The following is a 19,653-nucleotide window of genomic DNA, read 5'->3' on the forward strand; positions in this document are numbered from 1 at the left end:
GGTAGAATCGATTTTATCGAAAGAGTGGCCTTTTTTCAATTTTTGAATACCTTATTTTGGTTAATCAACAGGCGTGAGAAAAAGATATGATGTAATAATACAAGTTTTTAGGAACTCCCAGCATATTACCAAAATAAATAACCAAGAATACCCAAATTACTAATGTTGTGTATTTTGCAAAATTTTTCAACTGGTATCAATCCAATCTTTAAGAAAGTGTGAACACAAAAACCCTAATCGATACACAATATCGTTTTAACCCTCATTTTCATTAGTTTCATCTAGTGAAACATGATTGTTATATGAAAATTGCACGTATTTCGATATGAAAAAACCCTAATAAATAAAGGCTCTCACGATAACATTTACGATGTAAGAATAGCTTTATTTTGAAGGGATTCCTGCATAGTGAAGGAGCGGGAAAGCTAATTATCAACTTACTTTTTTGTTAGTAAATTGTAAAATGTAAATTGTACAAAATTTCCTACTTTTTAAACTCTTTCGTAATCGTGTAATAACAGCGCTTGAACTGCGGAACACTTTAATTTAGTAAAAACTAGAGTTACCTAACTCTTATCTTTTCGACTATTATTGTGGGTGCATCGACAAATATGTTTTAATATGTTATAAAATTAACAAAATTTCCAATTCAATATCCCCTATATAGACATTTATAATAATTCATGGGATAGTGATCTTTACGATAGGAACATAAAAGTGAAATATGCTCGTGCTTTTGATAATGAACTGGATTTATATGAGATTTGCGAAGAATTCAAAATTGATCCTGAAAAATTTGTAACACCTTGGAGAGCAGATTATATATTTGATTAAATTAATAAGGAGATATTTATGAAGACATTAAATAAGGATAGGTTAATTGAAGATGTACGCAACGTAGGATATGAAATCACTAGCATTGATGATCTAATGAAGATAGGTACTAAAGATAAGAACCTACTTCCTTTGCTTTTAAAATATCTTACGGAAGTAGACGACGAAAGTGATAAGCAATTTTTGGTAAGGTGTCTTGGAGTTAAAGGTTTTAAAGAAGCAATGCCTATTTTATTGGATGAGTACGAGAAATCAGCCAACCAGAATCTTAAATGGGCTATTGGAAACACCATTTCATTAATTGATGATGAGGGCAACTTACCTAAGTTAATGGAAGTAGCTGGTGATAAAAAAAATGGTATGTCACGTCAAATGTTTATAATAGCAATTGGTCAAACTAAAAATAGTATAGCTTTACCTTTATTAAAAAGTTTGTTAGACGATAATGAAGTAGTAGGACATGTTATTATGGCATTAGCTAAGTATCAAATGCCGGAAATTATTTCTGACCTTCAACTATTAGAACAACATCCCGTAAAATGGGTAAGGAACGAAGCCAAAAAAGCAATTAAGAAGCTATCCAAGTTAATATAAATTAAATGGGAGCGGTATTTAGCCGCATCCTTTTTTTTAACGAAAAAAAGAAGCACCTTATAACGTAATAATGTTATCCCGCTTCAGCCAAACAAAAAAAGAGGCCCTTTGGCCTCTATTGATTCATTTTTTACGCATCTAAAATGTAATTTTATTAATAATTTCATTCTCAATGCACTGCGCCGCGCCGCGAAGGTCGCAAGCTTGGTCCCTTTTTCCGGGTAAGACGATTCAATCGCTTTGATCAAACCGATCGTACCGATGGAGATTAAATCCTCCTGACCCTCCCCCGTATTGTCGAATTTCCTGACAATGTGCACGAGTACGCATTCCGCAAGGGTTAGCTGTTTAATGAACAAAGCCCCAGCACACATAACATCAGTTGTACATGTACGTGGGCTGGAGCCTCAAATCATATGCCCAGCATGGGAAGATGCTTTCGGGTATGGTAAGTGAGTGCCAATGAAATACATTGTTTCAATTCATCCACGGGTATTTCATCATTTGCATCGAACATGATCGCCCGGTTACCCTCAAAGTTGAATTGATCCCGATAAAGTTCTCTAAATGTGTCCACCAGTTTTGAGTTGCAATTGAAATACATGGCACACTGATTTAAGTTCGATTCTTTCCAATTGATTCTGATGGTACTTCCGCTTTTTGCGATGTAACTAGGCTCGCCCCATTTTAGTGTCTCTTCCACCGTGTCAACGCCATCTGTCTCTGATGCAGTATCCAGTATTAATTGGCGGAGAAACAACAATTTTTCTTGTATGTGTTTGGGATAACGGTCGAATACATCAGCTACCTTTATGTTTTCAATCGCACCTATGCTGATCATTCCTTTCCACATTTTGCATCAAGGATGTTCATTTACAGGGACGGTGTTGCACCGTATTAACGCAATGCGATATAAATTTCTGCTTGTCCGTTGTTCGGATCGATATCCGGACCATAATACTCAAAATCGCCGGTGAACGCCCGATCATTGCCGGGTTGTTGCGACCATTGCCAAATATCGGCCCAAGCCCGCTGCACCATCTCTATAATCGGCCCCCGCTCCGTCACGAATACGGCATATTTAGCAGCGGGAACAGTAAACGTCTTTACGGAATCGGGATATGGGTCCTGCAATGGTTCTCGAACGTGTACGCCGACCATTACTTCATACTGTCCGCCATCTCCCTGTTCATAGTTGAAGTAGCAGCTGTAAAAGCCGTTCCGCTGTGTTTGGATACCCAGTTGTCCGCCAATATCAGTTGAGTGAAATTGCGCAAACAGATTGCCAATTTTCCCTTGCCCGCTTAATTCAGCCTCATTTGTCGTGACGACGCTAATTCCGGCCAGCGTGAAGGACGGACGCTCCTCGACACGGGTAGGTTCGATTCGTTTCGAGACAGCCGCATCTGCGGTTTGATTAGTTTGTGCTTTTGATTGAAGTTCGTCTTGTTTCATCGCTAATCCTTCTCCTTTAATTGGAATAAGACTAGTATAACACAGCTAACCTGACAGCTATCTGTCAGGTTAAATGACCGCTTCTATACATTTTCGCTACTTGCTCCGCACGGCTGGCGATGATCTCTCTCAGATGTGGGGGTTCAAGAACCTCTGCATGATGTCCCAGGCTAAGTATAAAACCGTACAACCATTCATCTTCCGGATATGCTTTCTTTACTTGCCAACTGCCGTCATCAACTGGCGATAACGCCTCAATCCCAAACCATTCCTCCGCCAAATGACGAGATTCAGCACGGAATCGCAAGACGAACTCTGTCGCCTGAGACGGCTCGGTCGGGCTCTGGTTTCCAGAGCGATCTTGCTTCGGCAGCTCTCGGCGAATGAATGTCCTATCGGCTATCTCCAGCTCCTTCATCCTCTTTAATTTGAATAATCTGAACTGCTCTTTCTCCTGGCAGTAGGCTTCCAAGTACCATTGTTTTCCTTTCATAATGAGCATATGAGGCTCAACGATTCGATGAGATACTTCGCCTTTCGCATTGGAGTAGGTGAATTCCGCTATACGGCAGCTATCCACCGCTTCCTTTAACTGCTGCAGTGTAGGCTGCAGTCTTTCGTTGCCGTCCCATGGCGAAAAGTCGATCAGGACACGGCTCGTCATATGCCGGAATTCTTCGGAGTATGCGGGCGGGACGATGCTATTGATTTTCTCCACTAACCGCAGATGCTGCTCGTTGCCGTATGAGGTGGAGATGCTGCGAAGGGCGGTGACGATGGCAGCAAGCTCGTCGTTGGTCAGCACATTGCGATCCAAGCGGTAACCTTCCGCCAAACCGATGCCGCCGTTGTTTCCCTGGTAGGTGACAACGGGGATGCCGGCCACATTTATCGTTTCGATATCCCGGTATATCGTCCGTACGGATACCTCAAACCGCTCAGCGAGCTCCTTGGCTTGTACCATGCGGCGATTCAGCAGCAAGATGATGATAGATAGGAGCCTTTCCAATTTCACAGTAGTTGACCTCCATTACATGCTCGCTATCATTATATATTACCTCATATACATCAAGAAAGGCTGCCCGAAGGCAGCCTGTAAGTATTTCATTCGGTTTTCCTTTCATTCCTGTTTCGCATCAAACAATATATTTGATAACCCGTTGTACTGGCCAAGACAATGAATAGGGGCATAAGCGAAAAATTATATCGAAATTCAGGTACGAAAGCTAAGCGGATCAATGACATGATAATAATCACAGCTGCAAGCATTATTTTTTGTTCTTTCAATCGAAGGAACGAAATCAGGATCGCTGCTGCTCCAAACCAGACAATAGCATCATGTAGCAGTTTTGACGACAGAATAACCTTGTAAAACGGTGCATGGCCCCCTCCATGATACATGTTGGAATACAGATATTCCAACTTTCCAAAGGTATACCACCATAGGAAAAGGCGCGGATAATGGGTAAAACCGAAAATTAGCCGTTCCTTTGTAAATTCCAAATCGCTTTTTCCATTACGATCAACCATGTTATCTTCGTAATTGTTATATGGGAATGATCCAGCCATAAGTGGATTTGTTTGAGTAGCGAGCGGAATGAATTCATGCAACGTTACGGCATTGCGAATCCACCAAGGTGAAAGTACCAACACAATTCCGAGCAAACTCCATAATAACATGATCCCGACTCGTCGATCTCGTTGCTGCCACCACCTTATTGCATAGAGTACGAAAATAACGGGTAAAAACTCGGGGCGTACCAATACAGTAAGACCCATTAAAATACCTGAAATAAGTGAATGACGCCGAGAAGATGAATCAAATGCGTAAAGCTGCCAAAGTATATATCCCATAAAAAAGAAAGTGCCAAGAACTTCAGTTAAAACTGCACCGTTTGCCCATATGAAAGGTGGATAAATCGCAGTAACAAATACCGCTAGTAGAGCTACTATCCCGTTTTTTGCCAGCTTTCGTGTTAAGCCATAAATCATTACAAGCGTACACATACTCAGAAATATTTGAATATATCGAGTCAAAACAAGAGGATCCCAATTCAATTTTTCAGCTATGATGTAATTTAGGGCAACAAAAAGCGGATAACCTGGCGTAACATACGCGTTTGGAGTTGTACTGTTATACCCATAAAATCCTTTTTCGATTAATTGTTGGGCCATCTTAGAATAATTCACTGCATCTGGTGACATTTCATGTGAAACACTTTGAACAAATTTAACGCGAAAATACAAAGCAATAATTAAAATAAGAGCAAAACACGCCCAATGAATGATTCGTTTATAATTTATGAAATTTTTTTTATCCTGTCTTCTCATTGAATCCTCCATTTTGGCTTCTATATTATAATAAGTTATATTACCAGATTTCAACTTCAAAAAAAACTACCTTGCGTACCTGTCACAAAAGTTTGCACCCTCTCAAAGAAAAGAGACATTTCCCCGCAAAGGGAGAATGCCTCCAAATGGTAAAACTTTTGTATCGGTTTAATCCATTTTTTTAAAAAATACTCTTAGAGATAAATATAAAGTCGAACTTAGAAGAGTTATCCCAACGACATTCCAAATTAGTTCCATAGAAACACCGTCCAATTCTAATTCATGAATCTATCATACTACTTTTGGAATTATTTGTCGAACTCAATGGGTATTTTAGACCAATTATGACTGATGCCGCGGAATAAGATGCTTCGAATACTATGGTTTGTTCCTGACATAGATTTAATTCCTACAGTCTTTTCGACTAAAATATGGACCACACCATCCTGTTTCATGCGTTACTACATAAGTCCAAGTGAACTCTTTATCAACAACATAAATATCAGTTTCGTTAGCAAAGTCCTCGGCGTTTATCATTGATGCATTCTCGAGAATCAACGCATAATCCAAGTGTTGATAAAACACATAACAAGAGTTCTTTGGTACATTATGAAATGCAGTTTCTGCTTCATCCTCTGTAAGACAATCCCTTTTTTTATAACTAAATAAGTGCCATAAATAGCCACAAGCACCGCCGTCAACATCATGAAGATAAATTGCTTTCTTTTCTTCATGACTAAGATGATTAGCGAAGTGATATTCCCACTGATTACGCAGATATTTTCCCCATTCGGGGATTTTCCTTACGCTAACTTTTTTATTTTGTAACAAATCAATCAAATCCATCTCAGTTCCTCCAAAATCCGTTAGTTGAGTTTCAGTTGAGAATCTACTTCATTAAATAGGCACACGCTTACTCGACATAATTGTGGATATCGCAACTTTAAGCTCTGTACAGCTTCATTTGATTTCACTTTGTTTCATTGGAATATCCCTTTCTATATTTTAGGATTTCATGTTATTTTATCATGATTGGGTTATAGTTTCCAAACGGGTTTAATTATCTTGTCGTTGCTGCTCGGCCACTTATAAAGCACATCGTGCAAAATTTTCGTTCGGTACAAAGAATTATTTGTGAAGCAAAAATCTTTCAACAGCAAACTGCCGCCCCCTCCCCTTCAAAACCTAACCGCGGACACTTTCCTATAAAATTTTCCTTTTGAAAGAAGGACAGTCGAAGTCCGCATGGAATATATGTATAGTGAGATACTTTCTTCCAGTTTTAATCAAAAGAAACCGAGGTGAATTCACGTGAGCCGAACGACGGATTTCATTCGTTTGGCGGAGCATTATGGCGCTCCCAATTATAACCCGCTCCCGATTGTCATCTCCAAAGCCGAGGGCGTATGGGTCGAGGATGCGGAAGGCAGGCGTTATCTTGATCTGCTGAGCAGCTATTCCGCGCTAAACCAAGGGCACCGGCATCCGAAAATCATCCAGGCCTTGAAGGACCAGGCCGAGCGGGTCACTTTAACGTCCAGGGCGTTCCATAACGACCGGATCGGACCGTTCTTCGAACTGCTGTCCAGGCTGACGGGCAAGCCGATGATCCTGCCGATGAACACAGGGGCGGAAGCGGTGGAAACGGCGGTGAAGGCGGCCAGACGCTGGGCCTATGAGCGAAAGCAAGTAGCGGAGCCGCTGGCCGAAATCATTGTCTGCGAAGGGAATTTTCACGGCCGGACCCTTGCGGTCACTTCCTTCTCTACAACGCCGGAATACAAGAAGGGCTTCGGTCCGTTTACCCCCGGCTTTACGATTGTCCCTTACGGCGATTTGCAGGCGCTCGAAAACGCTATCACGCCGAATACGGCCGCTTTTCTCATCGAGCCGATCCAGGGCGAAGCAGGCATTATCCTGCCGCCGGAAGGCTATTTGCACCAAGCTTGGCAGTTGTGCAAGGAGCGAAACGTGCTATTTATCGCCGACGAGATTCAGACCGGCTTCGGGCGGACCGGCCAACGGTTCGCATGCGACTGGGAACAGGTCATACCCGATATGTATATCTTGGGCAAAGCGCTCGGGGGCGGCGTGCTGCCCGTCTCCGCTGTAGCGGCCGACCGGGAGGTGCTGGAGCTATTTTCCCCCGGCTCGCATGGCTCGACCTTCGGCGGCAATCCGCTCGCCTGCGCCGTCGCGATCGCTGCGATGGAGGTCATCGAGTCCGAAGGACTAGCCGAGCGCTCCCGGGAGTTGGGCGAGTATGCGATCGAGCGACTCCGCAGGCTCCGCAGCCCGCTTGTTCGTGAGGTTCGTGGGCGCGGGCTGTTTATCGGGATCGAGCTGGAGACGGCGGCAAGGCCTTACTGCGAAAAGCTCAAAGAGCGCGGAATTCTATGCAAGGAAACGCATGAGCATACGATTCGTCTGGCTCCCCCGCTGATCATTGCCAAGGAAGAGCTCGATATGGCGCTGGAACAGCTCGAAGAAATACTGCTGCCGCAGCATGAGAGCGCATAGAGCCTTGAACTAAGCACAGAAGAAGGAGCTGGACGGCATGACTCGCGCAAACTCAATCACCCTTCTCGGCGTTCCTTTCGACTTGGGGGCCGGACGCCGGGGGGCCTGCGGCGGCCCGGAAGCTATTATGCAAGCCGGTCTGCCGGAAAAATTACGCCGGCTCGGCATCCAATGGAACGATGCCGGATTGTTGACTTGGCCGGAGCCGCAGCTTGACCAAGATGCGCTTCCGCTTACCGCACTAAAGCATTTACCCGACGTGCTGGCCGTGAACGAAGCGCTGGCCGCCGGCGTCTCCCGTATCGTGCAGCAGGGGAGCTTCCCGCTCGTTCTCGGGGGCGATCACAGCATCGCGATCGGTACGCTGGCAGGGCTAGCCTCGCACTATAGCCGGCTCGGCGTGATCTGGATCGATGCCCATTCCGATCTGAACACGCCCGATACAACGCCTTCGGGCAACATCCACGGCATGTCGCTCTCCACAAGTCTCGGGCAAGGCGACGAACGGTTAACCCAAATCGGGGGCATTCGCCCGAAGATCAGGCCGGAGCATACGGTCCTTCTCGGGGTAAGAGATCTCGATCCGGGCGAGAAAGCCTCCATCAAGGCGCAGGGCATCACCTGCTTCACGATGCACGACATCGACCGGCGCGGAATGAGCAGCGTGATGGAAGAAGCCGTTCAGGTGGCGGGCAAAGGCACGGACGGCGTACATCTGAGCTTCGATATCGACAGCCTCGACCCGGCCGAAGCGCCCGGCACGGGAACGCCGGTAAAAGGCGGGCTCAGCTACCGGGAAGCGCACCTGGCCCTTGAGCTGCTGCATGAATCGGGAATCGTGACGTCCGCCGAGCTGGTCGAGGTGAATCCGTCGCTTGATACGGGACAGAAGACGGCACAGCTCGCCGTCGAATTGATCGGCTCCCTGCTTGGGGAGCAAATTTTGTGATCGGCTGCCGGACGCGTTCGGACGGCATCCCTGTAAAAGCAAAGTGCTTCTGCCGCAGCGCAATCGCTGCCTGCAGAAGCACTTTGCTTCGTTTTATATGAGCTTACGCATGATGGCGCGGATCAGGCCGCCCTGCATCTGCCGTCAATCGCCGGGTGTTCCGCCTTCCGTCCGTTCCGTCTCTTCTTCCAGCAGCTTTCTGCGCAGCACTTTGCCGACCATCGTTTTGGGCAGATGATCGCGAAATTCATAAATCTGGGGCGCCTTGTAAGCGGCCAGCCGCTCCCGGCACCACCGGTTGAGCTCCTCGGCTCCCGCCTCGCTGCCCTGCTTCATGACCAGATACGCCTTCACCGTCTCCCCCCGGTAAGGATCGCGCACACCAACCACCACGGCCTCCGCCACTTCCGGGTGCTCGTACAGCACCTCCTCGATCTCGCGCGGATAAATATTGAAGCCTCCGGCGATGATCAAGTCCTTTTTGCGGTCCAAAATATAAAAAAATCCGTCCTCATCCATACTTCCCATATCGCCGGTGTACAGCCATCCGTCCTTCAGCACCGCCGCCGTATCCTCCGGCCGGTTCCAATAGCCCTTCATCACTTGGGGGCCGCGGACGGCAAGCTCGCCAATCTCTCCGACCGGCAGCTCCTCCAGCGTCTGCGGATCGACAATCCGCGCGTCCGTATCGGGGAACGGAATCCCGATGGAGCCGATTTTCCGCCGCTCCCAGATGTTGTTCCCGTGCGTGACAGGCGACGCTTCCGTTAAGCCGTAGCCCTCGACGAGGCGGCCCCCCGAGATGGCCTCGAACTGCTCCTGCACCTCAAGCGGCAGCGGAGCGGCTCCGCTGATGCACAGCTTCAGCGAAGATAGGTTGAACCGCGGCTTGCGGGTTTGCTGAAGAAGGGCAATGTACATCGTCGGCGCGCCGGGGAACACGGTCGGCTTCGTCCGGCGAATAGTCTCAAGCAGCAAGCCGGTCTCGAATCGCGGCAGGAGCGCCAGCGTTCCGCCCAAATAAACGGACTGATTCAACAGCACCGTCAGCCCGAACACATGAAAAAAAGGCAGCGCCGACAAATACGTTTCCTGTCCGGGCTTCAAACGGTAGGACCACAGCCGGCTTTGAATCGTATTGGCGATCAGGTTACAATGCGTGAGCATCACTCCTTTGGCCCGCCCGGTCGTGCCTCCGGTATATTGGATCAAAGCCAGATCGTGTTCCGCATCCACCTCCGCTTGCTGAAGCTCCGGGGAACTCCGCTCCATAAATTGCCGGAACGGATAGACACCGTTGCCATAAACGACTTTCCGGTCCAGTCCCTGCTTCTTCGCAAATAACGGGTAGAGCCATTTTTGCGGGACAGGCATGTAGTCCTTGATCGACGTGACGATGACATGCCTCAGCTCGGCGGACTCGGCAATTTCCGATACCCGCCGGTACAGCAGATCCAGCGTGACGATCGTCCTGGCCCCCGCATCCTTGAGCTGGTACTCCAGCTCGCGCGGGGTGTACATCGGATTGGTCATCACGACGATGCCGCCCATAAGCAGCGTGCCGAAATACGCAATGACCGTTTGCGGGCAGTTCGGCAGCATGAGCGCCACCCGGTCGCCTTGGCGCACGCCGTGCCGGACGAGCGCATTCGCAAATCGGCTCGCCTGCTCCAGAAGCTTGCGGTAAGTCATCGTTTTGCCCATAAAATCCACAGCGGCGCGCTGCGGGTACATACGGGCGGACTCCGTCAAAAAACAAGCCAGCGAATGTCGCGGGTAGTCGAACGTCGGCGGCACCTCGGCAGGATAGTGACGCAGCCAAGGCTTGTCGGACATTTAAAACCACCTCCATGCAAGGTTGCCTTGGTCTGGAGGCCGACGCCGACGGTTTCGCCGGTCACGCATGACGCCTCGGCGGCGGCCGATTGGGGAAACGGTAACCCGCCCTAACGGACTAACCACAGGGCCGTCCGCCTTGACCGTTTGAGGCAAAAGGCAGGCCAGATTGTCCGAAAGCGCCGCCATTTCCCCTGTACTTGGTAATTTATGCGCCGCACGCTGCGTCTATGCCATAGGTGAGATTCAGGATTCAGGTAAGAAGGCAAACGATTGATCCATGGGTACTGGCGGGATTCTTGCGGGGGACGGAGAGGCAAATGGAAGCGCACCTGCCGGGGCTGCAAACGACACTCTTGCCCGAAAAGAGGTGCGCTTCTCTGTTGGACCGACTATGCGGCGGCTTAAGCTCCCGCTTCGGCCGCTGGAATCACCTCTCGAGCTCTGCAAGCCGAATTTGTCGGATCGAGCTGGAGACCGTTGCGGAAAAGGAGCGTTTAACCGAGAAAGATGCCGTACAAGCTGGTTATGCGTCGCTGGCGAAACTGCGGAAAGAGCTGGACCGAGGCCGAGCTCGATGAGCTGAAACGCCGGCCGCAGCGCTACGATAAGGCGAGCCGGCGCGCGGCAGCCGTGTCAGACCAGAGCGTCCGCCACCTGTTTGCCGAGTGCCCGGCAGGCGGCTTTATCCGAATCCGACGGGTTTAACTCCACCTTCAACCCTTCTGCGACAACGTCTGCTCCTAGCTCCTCCAGCTTCTCCTTGAGGAGGTCGACCGCCTTTCCGAACTGCGCGTACGAGGAATCGGCCGAACCGAAGACCGCCGCCTTTTTCCCGCTCAGCTCCAAACCGTCCATCTCTTCGTAGAAATCGAGAAATTCGTCGGGCAGCTCGCCGTCGCCCCAAGTGTAGGCTCCAAGAATAATGCCATCGAAATCTGCCAGCTCGTGACCGTTTGCATCCATCACGTTTTTGACGACCGGCTCGATTCCCGCTTCGCGGACCCCCTCTGCGACCTCGTCGGCCATCTCCTCCGTATTGCCCGTCATGCTGGCAAACACAATAATTAGCTTCATATCCAAGCTCCTCCGTTTCCGTCATGTTCCATCTACTTCCTCAATCATATTAAGTGATAATGATTATCATTGTCAATTATGTTTTTTCAAGAAGCTGCCCACTTTCGGTCCGCATCGCCTTCCGCTGGCACCTGATTCAATTCGCCGTTCTGGGAACGCGTCCTTTTTTCGTGATAGGTGTCTCAAGACACCTGTCCATACCATAGAACGGCGGATGACATACCTTATATAGGTGCTAACAGGACAGAAACTTACATCGGCATTATGGGAGAGGATCGAAGTGGCTAGAGGACTATTCGATGTCGTTGTAAACCCTGAGCATAGCGAGGATACGATGACAGTAGTCGCGAATTGTATAAACGGCTACGAACACGAGCTGCACACGCTACGGGACGGAACGATGGTCGTTTTGAAAAAAGAAGGCAGTCCGGGAAAAGAAATCCGCATCGTGCGGGAACACGACGACGAATGCCTGTTTCATTACATTGAAATGGGGCCGGCCACGGCCCAAGCCGCCAAGCTGCGGGGAGGAGCCCGCTGTCTACTGGAATATAACGAGCTCGAACAGACGATGACTCTGACCAAAATTAGCGTGAACAAAGAGCGGGTCATCGTGCTTACCGAAAAGGGCCAACCGGAACCGGGAGTAAGAATCGGGTATTCGTTACTGATCAAGCTCGGAATGGCCGACGCACGAAGGAGCCGGACCGTACGGGCCAGACGCGGGAATACTTCCGTCAAGCTCCGCCTCTCGGTGCCCCAAAACGAGCTTAGCGAACAATTCGTGTTGTCGGCAGGAGCTGCGGCCAAGCTTCGTCTGGGCAACGGGCAGCCGTGCCTGCTTGCTTATGATCAAGCGGCCCGGACGCTATCGTTCTCGCCGCTATCGGACGCACCGGAATCCGTCGACCCTTCGACCGGTTCTGCGCCGAACGATTCGGCTCAGCCTATAAAATCGTCATACCGGTCGAGGTCCGCACAACGAACCGTCGCCAAAACCGTGACCGCCAGCCGGAGCGGCAAATCGCGGACCCGCAAAACCGCCCCTTCCCGCCTGTTCGTTTCAAAACAACCGAAGGCTCCAAAACCAGAGCCTTCTTCCAAAACCGGAGAATCCGCCGTGTGGATCAGCCCGAAGCTTCGTAGAGGACGCCGGTAAAGAAAACGGAAATTTTTTTTAATTCAATTCCAGAAATTCCTATCTTTTATAAACGCCATGCTTTACACTATTAATGATAAAGTTGTTTGAATCATAGCAGTAGGGTTTATTGTCGTTTGGGGGTCAGAGAAGATCGAAATGAAAAAAAACAACATTGAAGAAATACATGTTTTACGGGCGCTCGCCTTTCTGGCCGTTGTGCTGCAGCACTCGATCGGCCACTATTTGTCCGAGCCGGATACAACGCTTTCGGATGGCGTGATGTTTACACTTTTTCTTCTTCTTTCCAAGTTTGCTGTCCCTGTGTTCATCTTTATTACAGGTCTCGTGCTATTTTACAATTATGATGGGCCGCTACATTACGGTTCGTTTCTGCAAAAGCGACTGAAGGACATCGGCGTCCCGTATTTGTTCTGGTCCCTCATCTATGCTGCTCCCGCATTGCTGCAAAGCACCGGCCTCTTCGCAGGCGTACAGCAGTTCGCGGGGCTGGCATTTACCGGCAAAGCCTCGTATCACTTGTGGTATATCGTGATGATCATTCCGTTTTACGTGACGTTTACGCTTTGGCGCTGGGTGATCCGGGATGTGCGAAGCCGAATCGTGACATCTGGGCGCGCGATCGCCACCATGGTGCTTTTGGCTATCGTGTATGTGTATGGTATGACTCTAATATGGCCGCTTTATCAGGCGGCGGAGCAATGGAATCTGCCGGTTCTGACTCCGATGCTGACCGAATATGCAGACCGCAACTCGCTCTATTTCTTCTACTACTTCGTCCTTGGAGCGGTCTCCGGTTCGGCGCTAACGCACTGGAGGGAATGGCTGAGACGCAACGGACCGCTGGTGTATGCCGTTTTTTTTAGCTTGTCCGCTTACTTGACGTATCGTGTCGTTGCCGGCTTCGAAAATATCCCCGCATCTCAGAATCACTACGAGGACTTGCTTTTGCTGCGCCCAGTGACGGCGGTTTTCTTGATTGTTTCGATTCTTGTGGTATATAAGTTCGGAATACGTGTCGCCGAATCCGCGAAGGGCTTTACGCGCCGTGTGCTCCGGATTATCAGCCAATATTCCTATGGCGCTTATTTGATCCATGCGCTGATGCTGACCTGCGCTACCTTGCTCTCTGACGTACTGCTTCCACAGGTGAACGTCACGCTTCGCGCGATCCTTGCCTTTATTCTTTGCTCGGCGATGTCGGTGCTGGCCACATTTGCACTGTCCAGGATTCCGTTCCTCGGGCAATGGATGACCGGTCTGGGGAAAAGTCAAACGGAACGAGGCAAATCTCCGTCCCGTTTGACACGATATTAATAACCGAAATCAAGCGTTTTGCCCGTTTCGGCGTAGGTTTTGATGTTGCTCAAAATCATAGGCCAGCTTTGCCGGGTATTCTCGTACGACGGATGATTGGCCGGCCACTTGTCGTTGACCAGCGTCAGCTTGGTGCAGCTGCCCATAGGCTCCAGCGTGAACGTGATCCGGGTCTCCAGCTCGGCGTGGTTGTCCCGGTAAGACGGTCCGGCATGCTCGGTCACGCTAAGCAGACGGTTCGGCTCGATGGCGAGCACCCTGCCGTAGACGTGGACGGTTTCGTCTCCGTCGTTCCCGGGTCCCACATACGCGTAATCGTCACCGACCTCGAAGGTGGAGCGAATCGTACAGCCGAACATCGTCTTTTTCACGCCTTCGTCCGAAATCAATACTTGCCAGACGTCCTCTGGTGACGCCCCGATATAGTAATGGTAAACAAGATCCATTCTTATCCCTCCGCGCATCTATTATTTTGGAATTGCAATCGGACGCCCCGACTGCTACTCTTACTATACATTCGGCTGCGGACAAGCGTATAGGAAAAACGCGACAGAACAATTTTCCCACCACGCCGGAGCAAGGGAGAGATTTGATGCACAGGACGGCCGACGAGACCCCCAGAGGACTATTGCATCCGAAAACCGGCGAAACAAAGTTTGTGCTTTCCCGATTCCAGCCTTCGGCGGAGATTGGCTTTTTCGCGCAGCATTATTGGATCGTCAAGTGGGACTTGCACGGAGAAGCGCCGTATCGTCAGACGGTATTGACTCATCCGAACGTCAACCTGGTGTTCGAACCGGAGCTTACGCGCATTTACGGCGTTGCCAGCGCGACCTCCTCGCATTTGCTTCAGGACCGAGGCTGGGTGCTTGGCCTGAAATTCAAACCCGGAGGCTTTTATCCTTTCCTGAACGAGCCGGTATCCCGGTTGACGGACAGCTCCGTCAGCTTCCGCGAAGTGTTCGGAATGGACAGCGGGCCGCTCGAGAAAGAAATTTTTGCCCAGGAAGATATCGAGCCCGCGTTGAGCCGGGTGGAAACGTTCCTCGGCGAGCGGCTCCCGGCGCCAGACGACAACGTGAGCTTTGTGAGTGGCATCGTCAGCCGCATCCAAAACGACCGGACCATCGTCAAAGTGGATGATGCCGTGCGCCTAACCGGAGTACACAAGCGGACGCTGCAGCGCTTGTTCGACCGCTATGTCGGCGTAAGCCCCAAATGGGTCATTCGGCGCTACCGGCTTCATGAAGCGGCCGAGCAGATGCACCATGGCTCCGTTCCCGATTGGTCGCAGCTCTCCTTGGCGCTCGGCTACTACGATCAGTCCCACCTCATCCGCGATTTCAAGTCGATCGTGGGGCCTTCGCCGGAGCAATACGTCAGGAATCATCATTCGGGCTAACCCGAATAGGCAAAATCAGCGTGGAGCAGGTCCGGTTCATTGAAACCGGGCCGCTTTGTCGCGCTCCGGGGCTATTCTGCGCCGTCCGGCTAATGCTGCCACGGATCAGGCAGCAGTCCTGTATAATTCGCAGAAGGCGACTGGAGATCGCGCTCCAGCACGAATTTCGAACGGTCGCCGCGGAATATTTCCTGCGAATGCTCCAGCGGCTTGCCCGCCGTATCATAGGTAACGGAACGAACCATCAAGGCGGGAGCCCCGACGCCCACCTCCAAATAGTCGCTGTACTGATCATCGGTCAGAATCGGCTCGATCCAGTCGACGCATTTGCTTAATTGATGCCCGTACTTGCCGCGGAATACGTCGTACAGCGAGCCTTGAATATCCTCAAGGGCAAGGCCTGGCGCGACCTTCCACGGAATATACGTAATGGAATATTTCAGGGGCGTTCGGTCTACATACCGCATGCGGACCAGCTTGAAGAGCGGGTCCGTTTCGGCGACCTGCAGCATCTTGGCCAGCTTCGCGGTTGCCGGCACCACGGCAAATTCCAGCACTTTCGTTTCGCCCGTTAGCCCCAAGCGCTTCATATAATCGTCAAAGCTGATGTAGCTGGACAGCGGCTGCTGAATTTTGGAAGAAGCGACGAAGGTGCCCTTGCCTTGCGTTTGCTCGATATGCCCCTCCAGCTTCAAATGATGCAGCGCCTGCCGCACCGTCGTCCGGCTCACCTCGAACTGCTCGCACAGCTCGTATTCGGTCGGCAAGCGGTCCCCGGGCCGATACCTTCCCGATTCGATCAGCTCCAGTAAACGATTTTTCAGCTTATGATAGAGCGGAGCGTCTGCTTTCGTTTTCGCCACGTTGAAACCTCCGATAGGACCATAGTCATTGTATCCAAACATTCGATACAAATTTAGATACAACTATAGGATACAACGTTGAAGATAGGTATTCAAGAGCCTGTTTTATCCGAAAACAACCCGTTGACGTCGCTCGGAAGGCATGTTAAATTTGTAATGACAAATACAAATTAATAATATTTGTAATAACAAATGCTTCTTGGGAAAACGAAAGGAGTCGACTTCAGCATGCGCTATATCATCGGCGTAGACGGCGGCGGAACCAAGACATACGCGGTCGTGATCGACGAGCAAGGAAACAAGCGGGGAAGCGGCATTGCCGGATGCGGCAATCACCAGATTGTCGGCATCGAGAAGGCGCTGGGGCATATCCGGCAATCGGTGGAGCTGGCGGTCCAAGGGGCTGGCCTGACCTATGCCGATATCGCCTTCGTCCAGTACGGCCTTGCGGGTGCGGACCGGGAGCACGATTTCTCGATTCTCCGTCCGGCGCTGGCGACGCTGCCTTTTGCGAATTGGGACGTCGTCTGCGATACGATGGAAGGCCTTCGCATCGGCTGTCCGGACAATGCGGGCGTCGTGCTCGTCTGCGGCAGCGGCACGAATGCGGCGGGACGCAATGAGGAAGGCCGCACGATTCAAACCGGAGGGCTCGGAACGTTGTACGGCGACGCTGCAGGCGGCCACTACATGGCGACGCGGACATTCCAAGCGGCGGTTCGCTCCTGGGAATACCGGGACATTCCGTCCGTTCTGCAGCACAAAGTGCCTCGTTATTTCGGTTTCGACACCGTCGAGCAGATGGTGAACGATTTTCTGGACCGGGACATTTATTCGCTGCGGGAGGGCAATCTCACGATCGTGCTGCACGAAGCGGCTGACGAAGGCGACGCCCTGGCGATCCGCCTCCTGCAGGAAACCGGCCGGGAGCTCGGCATTGCGGCGTGCTCGGTCATCCGTCGGCTTGGCGGCTTCCGGAAGGAAACGATTCCGATCGTGCTGGTCGGCAGCGTCGTGCAGAAAGGCCGCAATCCGCATTTGCTCGCCGCCTTGGAGGAGACGGTCCGGCAGGAGCATGGCTCCATCGAACTGATCATTCCGGAGATGGCTCCGGTTTACGGCGCCGTGCTGCTCGGCATGGACCATCTGGGTCTGGCGGCAGGCGAAGCTATGCATTCCAAATTTGCAGCTTACGGAGGGTATGAGGCATGAAAAAGGAATCGTTAAAAGTAGCCGTTATCGGCGGCGGCTCTTCCTACACGCCGGAATTAATCGAAGGCTTCATCAAACGGTATCCCGAGCTTCCCATAAAAGATTTGTACCTCGTCGATATCGAAGCCGGTAAGGAAAAACTGGAAATCGTCGGCAACCTGGCCAAGCGCATGCTGGAAAAAGCGAACGTCCCCATCAATCTCCACTTGACGTTGGACCGCCGGGAGGCGATCCGGGATGCCGACTTCGTCACGACGCAGCTCCGCGTCGGCCAACTCGCGGCACGCGCCCGGGACGAGCGCATTCCGCTGCGCTACAATCTGATCGGGCAGGAAACGACCGGCGCGGGCGGCTTCGCCAAGGCGCTTCGCACGATTCCGGTCATTCTGGACATTTGCAAGGACATGGAAGAGCTTGCGCCCCATGCCTGGCTGCTCAACTTTACGAATCCGGCGGGGATCGTGACGGAAGCCGTACTGAAGCATTCCAGCATCCGGACGATGGGGCTCTGCAATTTACCAATCGGCACCCGAATGCAGATCGCCAAAGCGTTGAACGTCGACGTCTCCCAAGTGGACATTGAGATGATCGGCATCAACCATCTGAACTGGACGACTCGTGTGATCGTGGACGGCGTCGACGTGACCCAGCAGGTGCTGTTCCAAGCGGCAAGCGGACAAAGCGGGTTTACGATGAAGAACATCCCGGATTTCGGCTGGGATCTCGAATTTTTGAAATCTCTCAGCTCGCTTCCGTGCGCTTACCACCGTTATTATTATTTGCGCGACGAGATGCTGAAAGAGCAGCTCCATGCGGCGGAAACGACCGGTACACGGGCAGAAGCCGTGAAGAAGGTCGAGGACGAGCTGTTCGAGATGTACAAAGACCCGAACCTGAACGTCAAGCCCCCGCAGCTCGAAAAACGCGGCGGCGCCTATTATTCCGAAGCGGCACTGAACCTGGTCTCTTCCATTTACAATAACAAAAAGGACATCCAAACCGTCAACGTGCGCAACAACGGCATCATCGGCTGCCTGCCGGACGACGTCTCCGTGGAAGTGAACTGCGTGATCGACGCGAACGGCGCCCATCCGGTGCAGTTGATCACGCCGATCGACGCCAAAATCCGCGGGCTGCTGCAAGCGGTAAAAGCTTACGAGGAGCTGACGGTCGAAGCTGCCGTCACCGGGGATTACGGCACCGCGCTTCAAGCGCTGACCCTTCATCCGCTCGTTGGCTCCGTTTCACTGGCCAAGTCGGTGCTGGACGATATTTTGCAGGAAAACCAAGCGGAGCTGCCTGCTTACTGGCAGCGTTAATGACCACGTCGCAAGCTCCTATACAAACAAGATCCCGCCTGCTCCTTTCGGAGTCTGGCGGGATCTTTATTTTTGTGCTCGGGCGGGTTAAGCTCCCTTTCGCATCAGGTTCCGCAGCTCCGACCAGCGAATCGGACGGATGACTTTGGAAGCGATCACCTGACGAATGGCTGGATCGCGAAACACCTCGAACTCCATACCCCTTTTCTCCCAATGGGAATGGATAGCCTTGAGCTCTTCGTCGATCCGCGAAGGATGAATGATGATTTCCGTAATGCCGGGCTTTAGCGAACGAAGCAAAGCCGCCATGCTGTCCCGGAACAACTCATACGACTCCCCCGGTCCTTGCACAAGGGGGAGGCTGCGGAGATGATCGATGATCGTGACGCCCTTCCGGTCGGCAAAGCTTCGCATAAAAAATGTGTAAAATAAAGGAGGATTTTGTCGATTTAAATCGAATAGTAAATTTTAACACCTTTTTTTTCAACTACAATATAATGGAGGTTTTTTATTTGAAAAAGGTTGGATATTTACTTATGATGCTAGTCATTTTGCTGCAATTGCTACCAGAAAGTTCGGTCCAAGCTGCAACCAGCAAGTATACGGGGGGACTGTTGGATGGAGTGACAATCAACGTAGGCCCATCTTTTAACAATCCGACGTCCACGGTTACCGAATTCACAGACAACAACGGGAATACAGTAAAATATATCGGAAGCAACATCGCATGGTATACATTTTCCGCTCCTAAGGACATTAATGCCGTAATCGCCAAATGGTATGAC

At 50.8% G+C, this 19,653-nt stretch carries 18 protein-coding genes and 2 pseudogenes; 9 read left to right on the plus strand and 11 right to left on the minus strand.

Going from position 1 to position 19,653, the window contains the following annotated elements; translation table 11 throughout:
- Positions 1-852: 852 nt before the first annotated feature.
- Complete coding sequence (locus tag NLX71_RS11290) at positions 853-1,428, plus strand: HEAT repeat domain-containing protein (RefSeq protein ID WP_254363743.1); 576 nt, start codon at positions 853-855, stop codon at positions 1,426-1,428.
- Positions 1,429-1,556: 128 nt separating this feature from the next.
- Here NLX71_RS11290 and NLX71_RS11295 read toward each other — a convergent pair.
- The 6 genes and pseudogenes from NLX71_RS11295 to NLX71_RS11320 all read right to left on the minus strand — a co-directional run.
- A pseudogene (locus NLX71_RS11295) lies at positions 1,557-1,754 on the minus strand (sigma factor); the annotation flags it as partial.
- Between the two features lie 86 nt (positions 1,755-1,840).
- Entirely contained in the window at positions 1,841-2,269 is a 429-nt protein-coding gene (locus tag NLX71_RS11300) for a DUF1801 domain-containing protein (protein ID WP_254363744.1), read from the minus strand.
- A gap of 56 nt (positions 2,270-2,325) precedes the next feature.
- A complete protein-coding gene (locus tag NLX71_RS11305) occupies positions 2,326-2,883 on the minus strand; it encodes a GyrI-like domain-containing protein (protein ID WP_254363745.1) in 558 nt (185 codons plus the stop codon).
- A gap of 64 nt (positions 2,884-2,947) precedes the next feature.
- Positions 2,948-3,898 (minus strand): helix-turn-helix transcriptional regulator, encoded by a 951-nt coding sequence (locus tag NLX71_RS11310; protein ID WP_254363746.1) that lies wholly within the window; start codon positions 3,896-3,898, stop codon positions 2,948-2,950.
- 89 nt (positions 3,899-3,987) lie between these two features.
- Complete coding sequence (locus NLX71_RS11315) at positions 3,988-5,214, minus strand: ArnT family glycosyltransferase (protein ID WP_254363747.1); 1,227 nt, start codon at positions 5,212-5,214, stop codon at positions 3,988-3,990.
- Positions 5,215-5,616: 402 nt separating this feature from the next.
- The gene (locus NLX71_RS11320) at positions 5,617-6,060 is read right to left on the minus strand and encodes a DUF4275 family protein (protein WP_254363748.1); all 444 of its coding nucleotides are present in this window, start codon (positions 6,058-6,060) and stop codon (positions 5,617-5,619) included.
- Positions 6,061-6,525: 465 nt separating this feature from the next.
- On the opposite strand from NLX71_RS11320, the gene NLX71_RS11325 reads away from it, so the two are divergent.
- A complete protein-coding gene (locus NLX71_RS11325; protein WP_254363749.1) occupies positions 6,526-7,734 on the plus strand; it encodes an ornithine--oxo-acid transaminase in 1,209 nt (402 codons plus the stop codon).
- Positions 7,735-7,771: 37 nt separating this feature from the next.
- Entirely contained in the window at positions 7,772-8,683 is a 912-nt protein-coding gene (gene rocF, locus NLX71_RS11330; protein ID WP_254363750.1) for an arginase, read from the plus strand.
- Between the two features lie 144 nt (positions 8,684-8,827).
- Here the strand turns inward: rocF and NLX71_RS11335 are convergent, their stop codons facing one another.
- Positions 8,828-10,519 carry an AMP-binding protein gene (locus NLX71_RS11335; protein WP_254363751.1) on the minus strand — a complete coding sequence of 564 codons (1,692 nt, stop codon included), beginning with the start codon at positions 10,517-10,519 and terminating at the stop codon, positions 8,828-8,830.
- Positions 10,520-11,155: 636 nt separating this feature from the next.
- Positions 11,156-11,596 (minus strand): flavodoxin, encoded by a 441-nt coding sequence (locus NLX71_RS11340; protein ID WP_254363752.1) that lies wholly within the window; start codon positions 11,594-11,596, stop codon positions 11,156-11,158.
- Between the two features lie 280 nt (positions 11,597-11,876).
- Between NLX71_RS11340 and NLX71_RS11345 the strand changes: the two genes are divergently transcribed.
- Together NLX71_RS11345 and NLX71_RS11350 are read left to right on the plus strand one after the other, a co-directional pair.
- Positions 11,877-12,755 (plus strand): hypothetical protein, encoded by an 879-nt coding sequence (locus NLX71_RS11345; protein ID WP_254363753.1) that lies wholly within the window; start codon positions 11,877-11,879, stop codon positions 12,753-12,755.
- A 138-nt stretch (positions 12,756-12,893) separates the two neighbouring features.
- Entirely contained in the window at positions 12,894-14,072 is a 1,179-nt protein-coding gene (locus NLX71_RS11350) for an acyltransferase (protein WP_254363754.1), read from the plus strand.
- Here NLX71_RS11350 and NLX71_RS11355 read toward each other — a convergent pair.
- Positions 14,069-14,518 carry an SRPBCC family protein gene (locus NLX71_RS11355; RefSeq protein WP_254363755.1) on the minus strand — a complete coding sequence of 150 codons (450 nt, stop codon included), beginning with the start codon at positions 14,516-14,518 and terminating at the stop codon, positions 14,069-14,071. The genes NLX71_RS11350 and NLX71_RS11355 overlap by 4 nt on opposite strands.
- A 146-nt stretch (positions 14,519-14,664) precedes the next feature.
- On the opposite strand from NLX71_RS11355, the gene NLX71_RS11360 reads away from it, so the two are divergent.
- Positions 14,665-15,474 carry a helix-turn-helix domain-containing protein gene (locus NLX71_RS11360; protein ID WP_254363756.1) on the plus strand — a complete coding sequence of 270 codons (810 nt, stop codon included), beginning with the start codon at positions 14,665-14,667 and terminating at the stop codon, positions 15,472-15,474.
- Positions 15,475-15,563: 89 nt separating this feature from the next.
- Here NLX71_RS11360 and NLX71_RS11365 read toward each other — a convergent pair whose 3' ends face one another.
- Positions 15,564-16,337, minus strand: coding sequence for a GntR family transcriptional regulator (locus NLX71_RS11365; RefSeq protein ID WP_254363757.1), 774 nt, complete (start codon positions 16,335-16,337; stop codon positions 15,564-15,566).
- Between the two features lie 228 nt (positions 16,338-16,565).
- Between NLX71_RS11365 and NLX71_RS11370 the strand changes: the two genes are divergently transcribed.
- Positions 16,566-17,549 carry an N-acetylglucosamine kinase gene (locus NLX71_RS11370; RefSeq protein ID WP_254363759.1) on the plus strand — a complete coding sequence of 328 codons (984 nt, stop codon included), beginning with the start codon at positions 16,566-16,568 and terminating at the stop codon, positions 17,547-17,549.
- On the plus strand, positions 17,546-18,868 hold the full coding sequence (locus NLX71_RS11375; protein ID WP_254363761.1) for a 6-phospho-beta-glucosidase: 1,323 nt from the start codon (positions 17,546-17,548) through the stop codon (positions 18,866-18,868). The genes NLX71_RS11370 and NLX71_RS11375 overlap by 4 nt, the downstream gene beginning before the upstream one ends.
- An 87-nt stretch (positions 18,869-18,955) precedes the next feature.
- On the opposite strand, the gene NLX71_RS11380 is transcribed toward NLX71_RS11375, so the two are convergent.
- Positions 18,956-19,282: a ChbG/HpnK family deacetylase gene (locus NLX71_RS11380; protein WP_254363762.1), complete on the minus strand. Its 327-nt coding sequence runs from the start codon at positions 19,280-19,282 to the stop codon at positions 18,956-18,958.
- Between the two features lie 98 nt (positions 19,283-19,380).
- Between NLX71_RS11380 and NLX71_RS11385 the strand changes: the two are divergent.
- Positions 19,381-19,653: pseudogene (locus tag NLX71_RS11385) on the plus strand (hypothetical protein); the annotation flags it as partial.

This window comes from Paenibacillus sp. MZ04-78.2 (assembly GCF_024213375.1).
Lineage (GTDB): Bacteria > Bacillota > Bacilli > Paenibacillales > NBRC-103111 > Paenibacillus_G.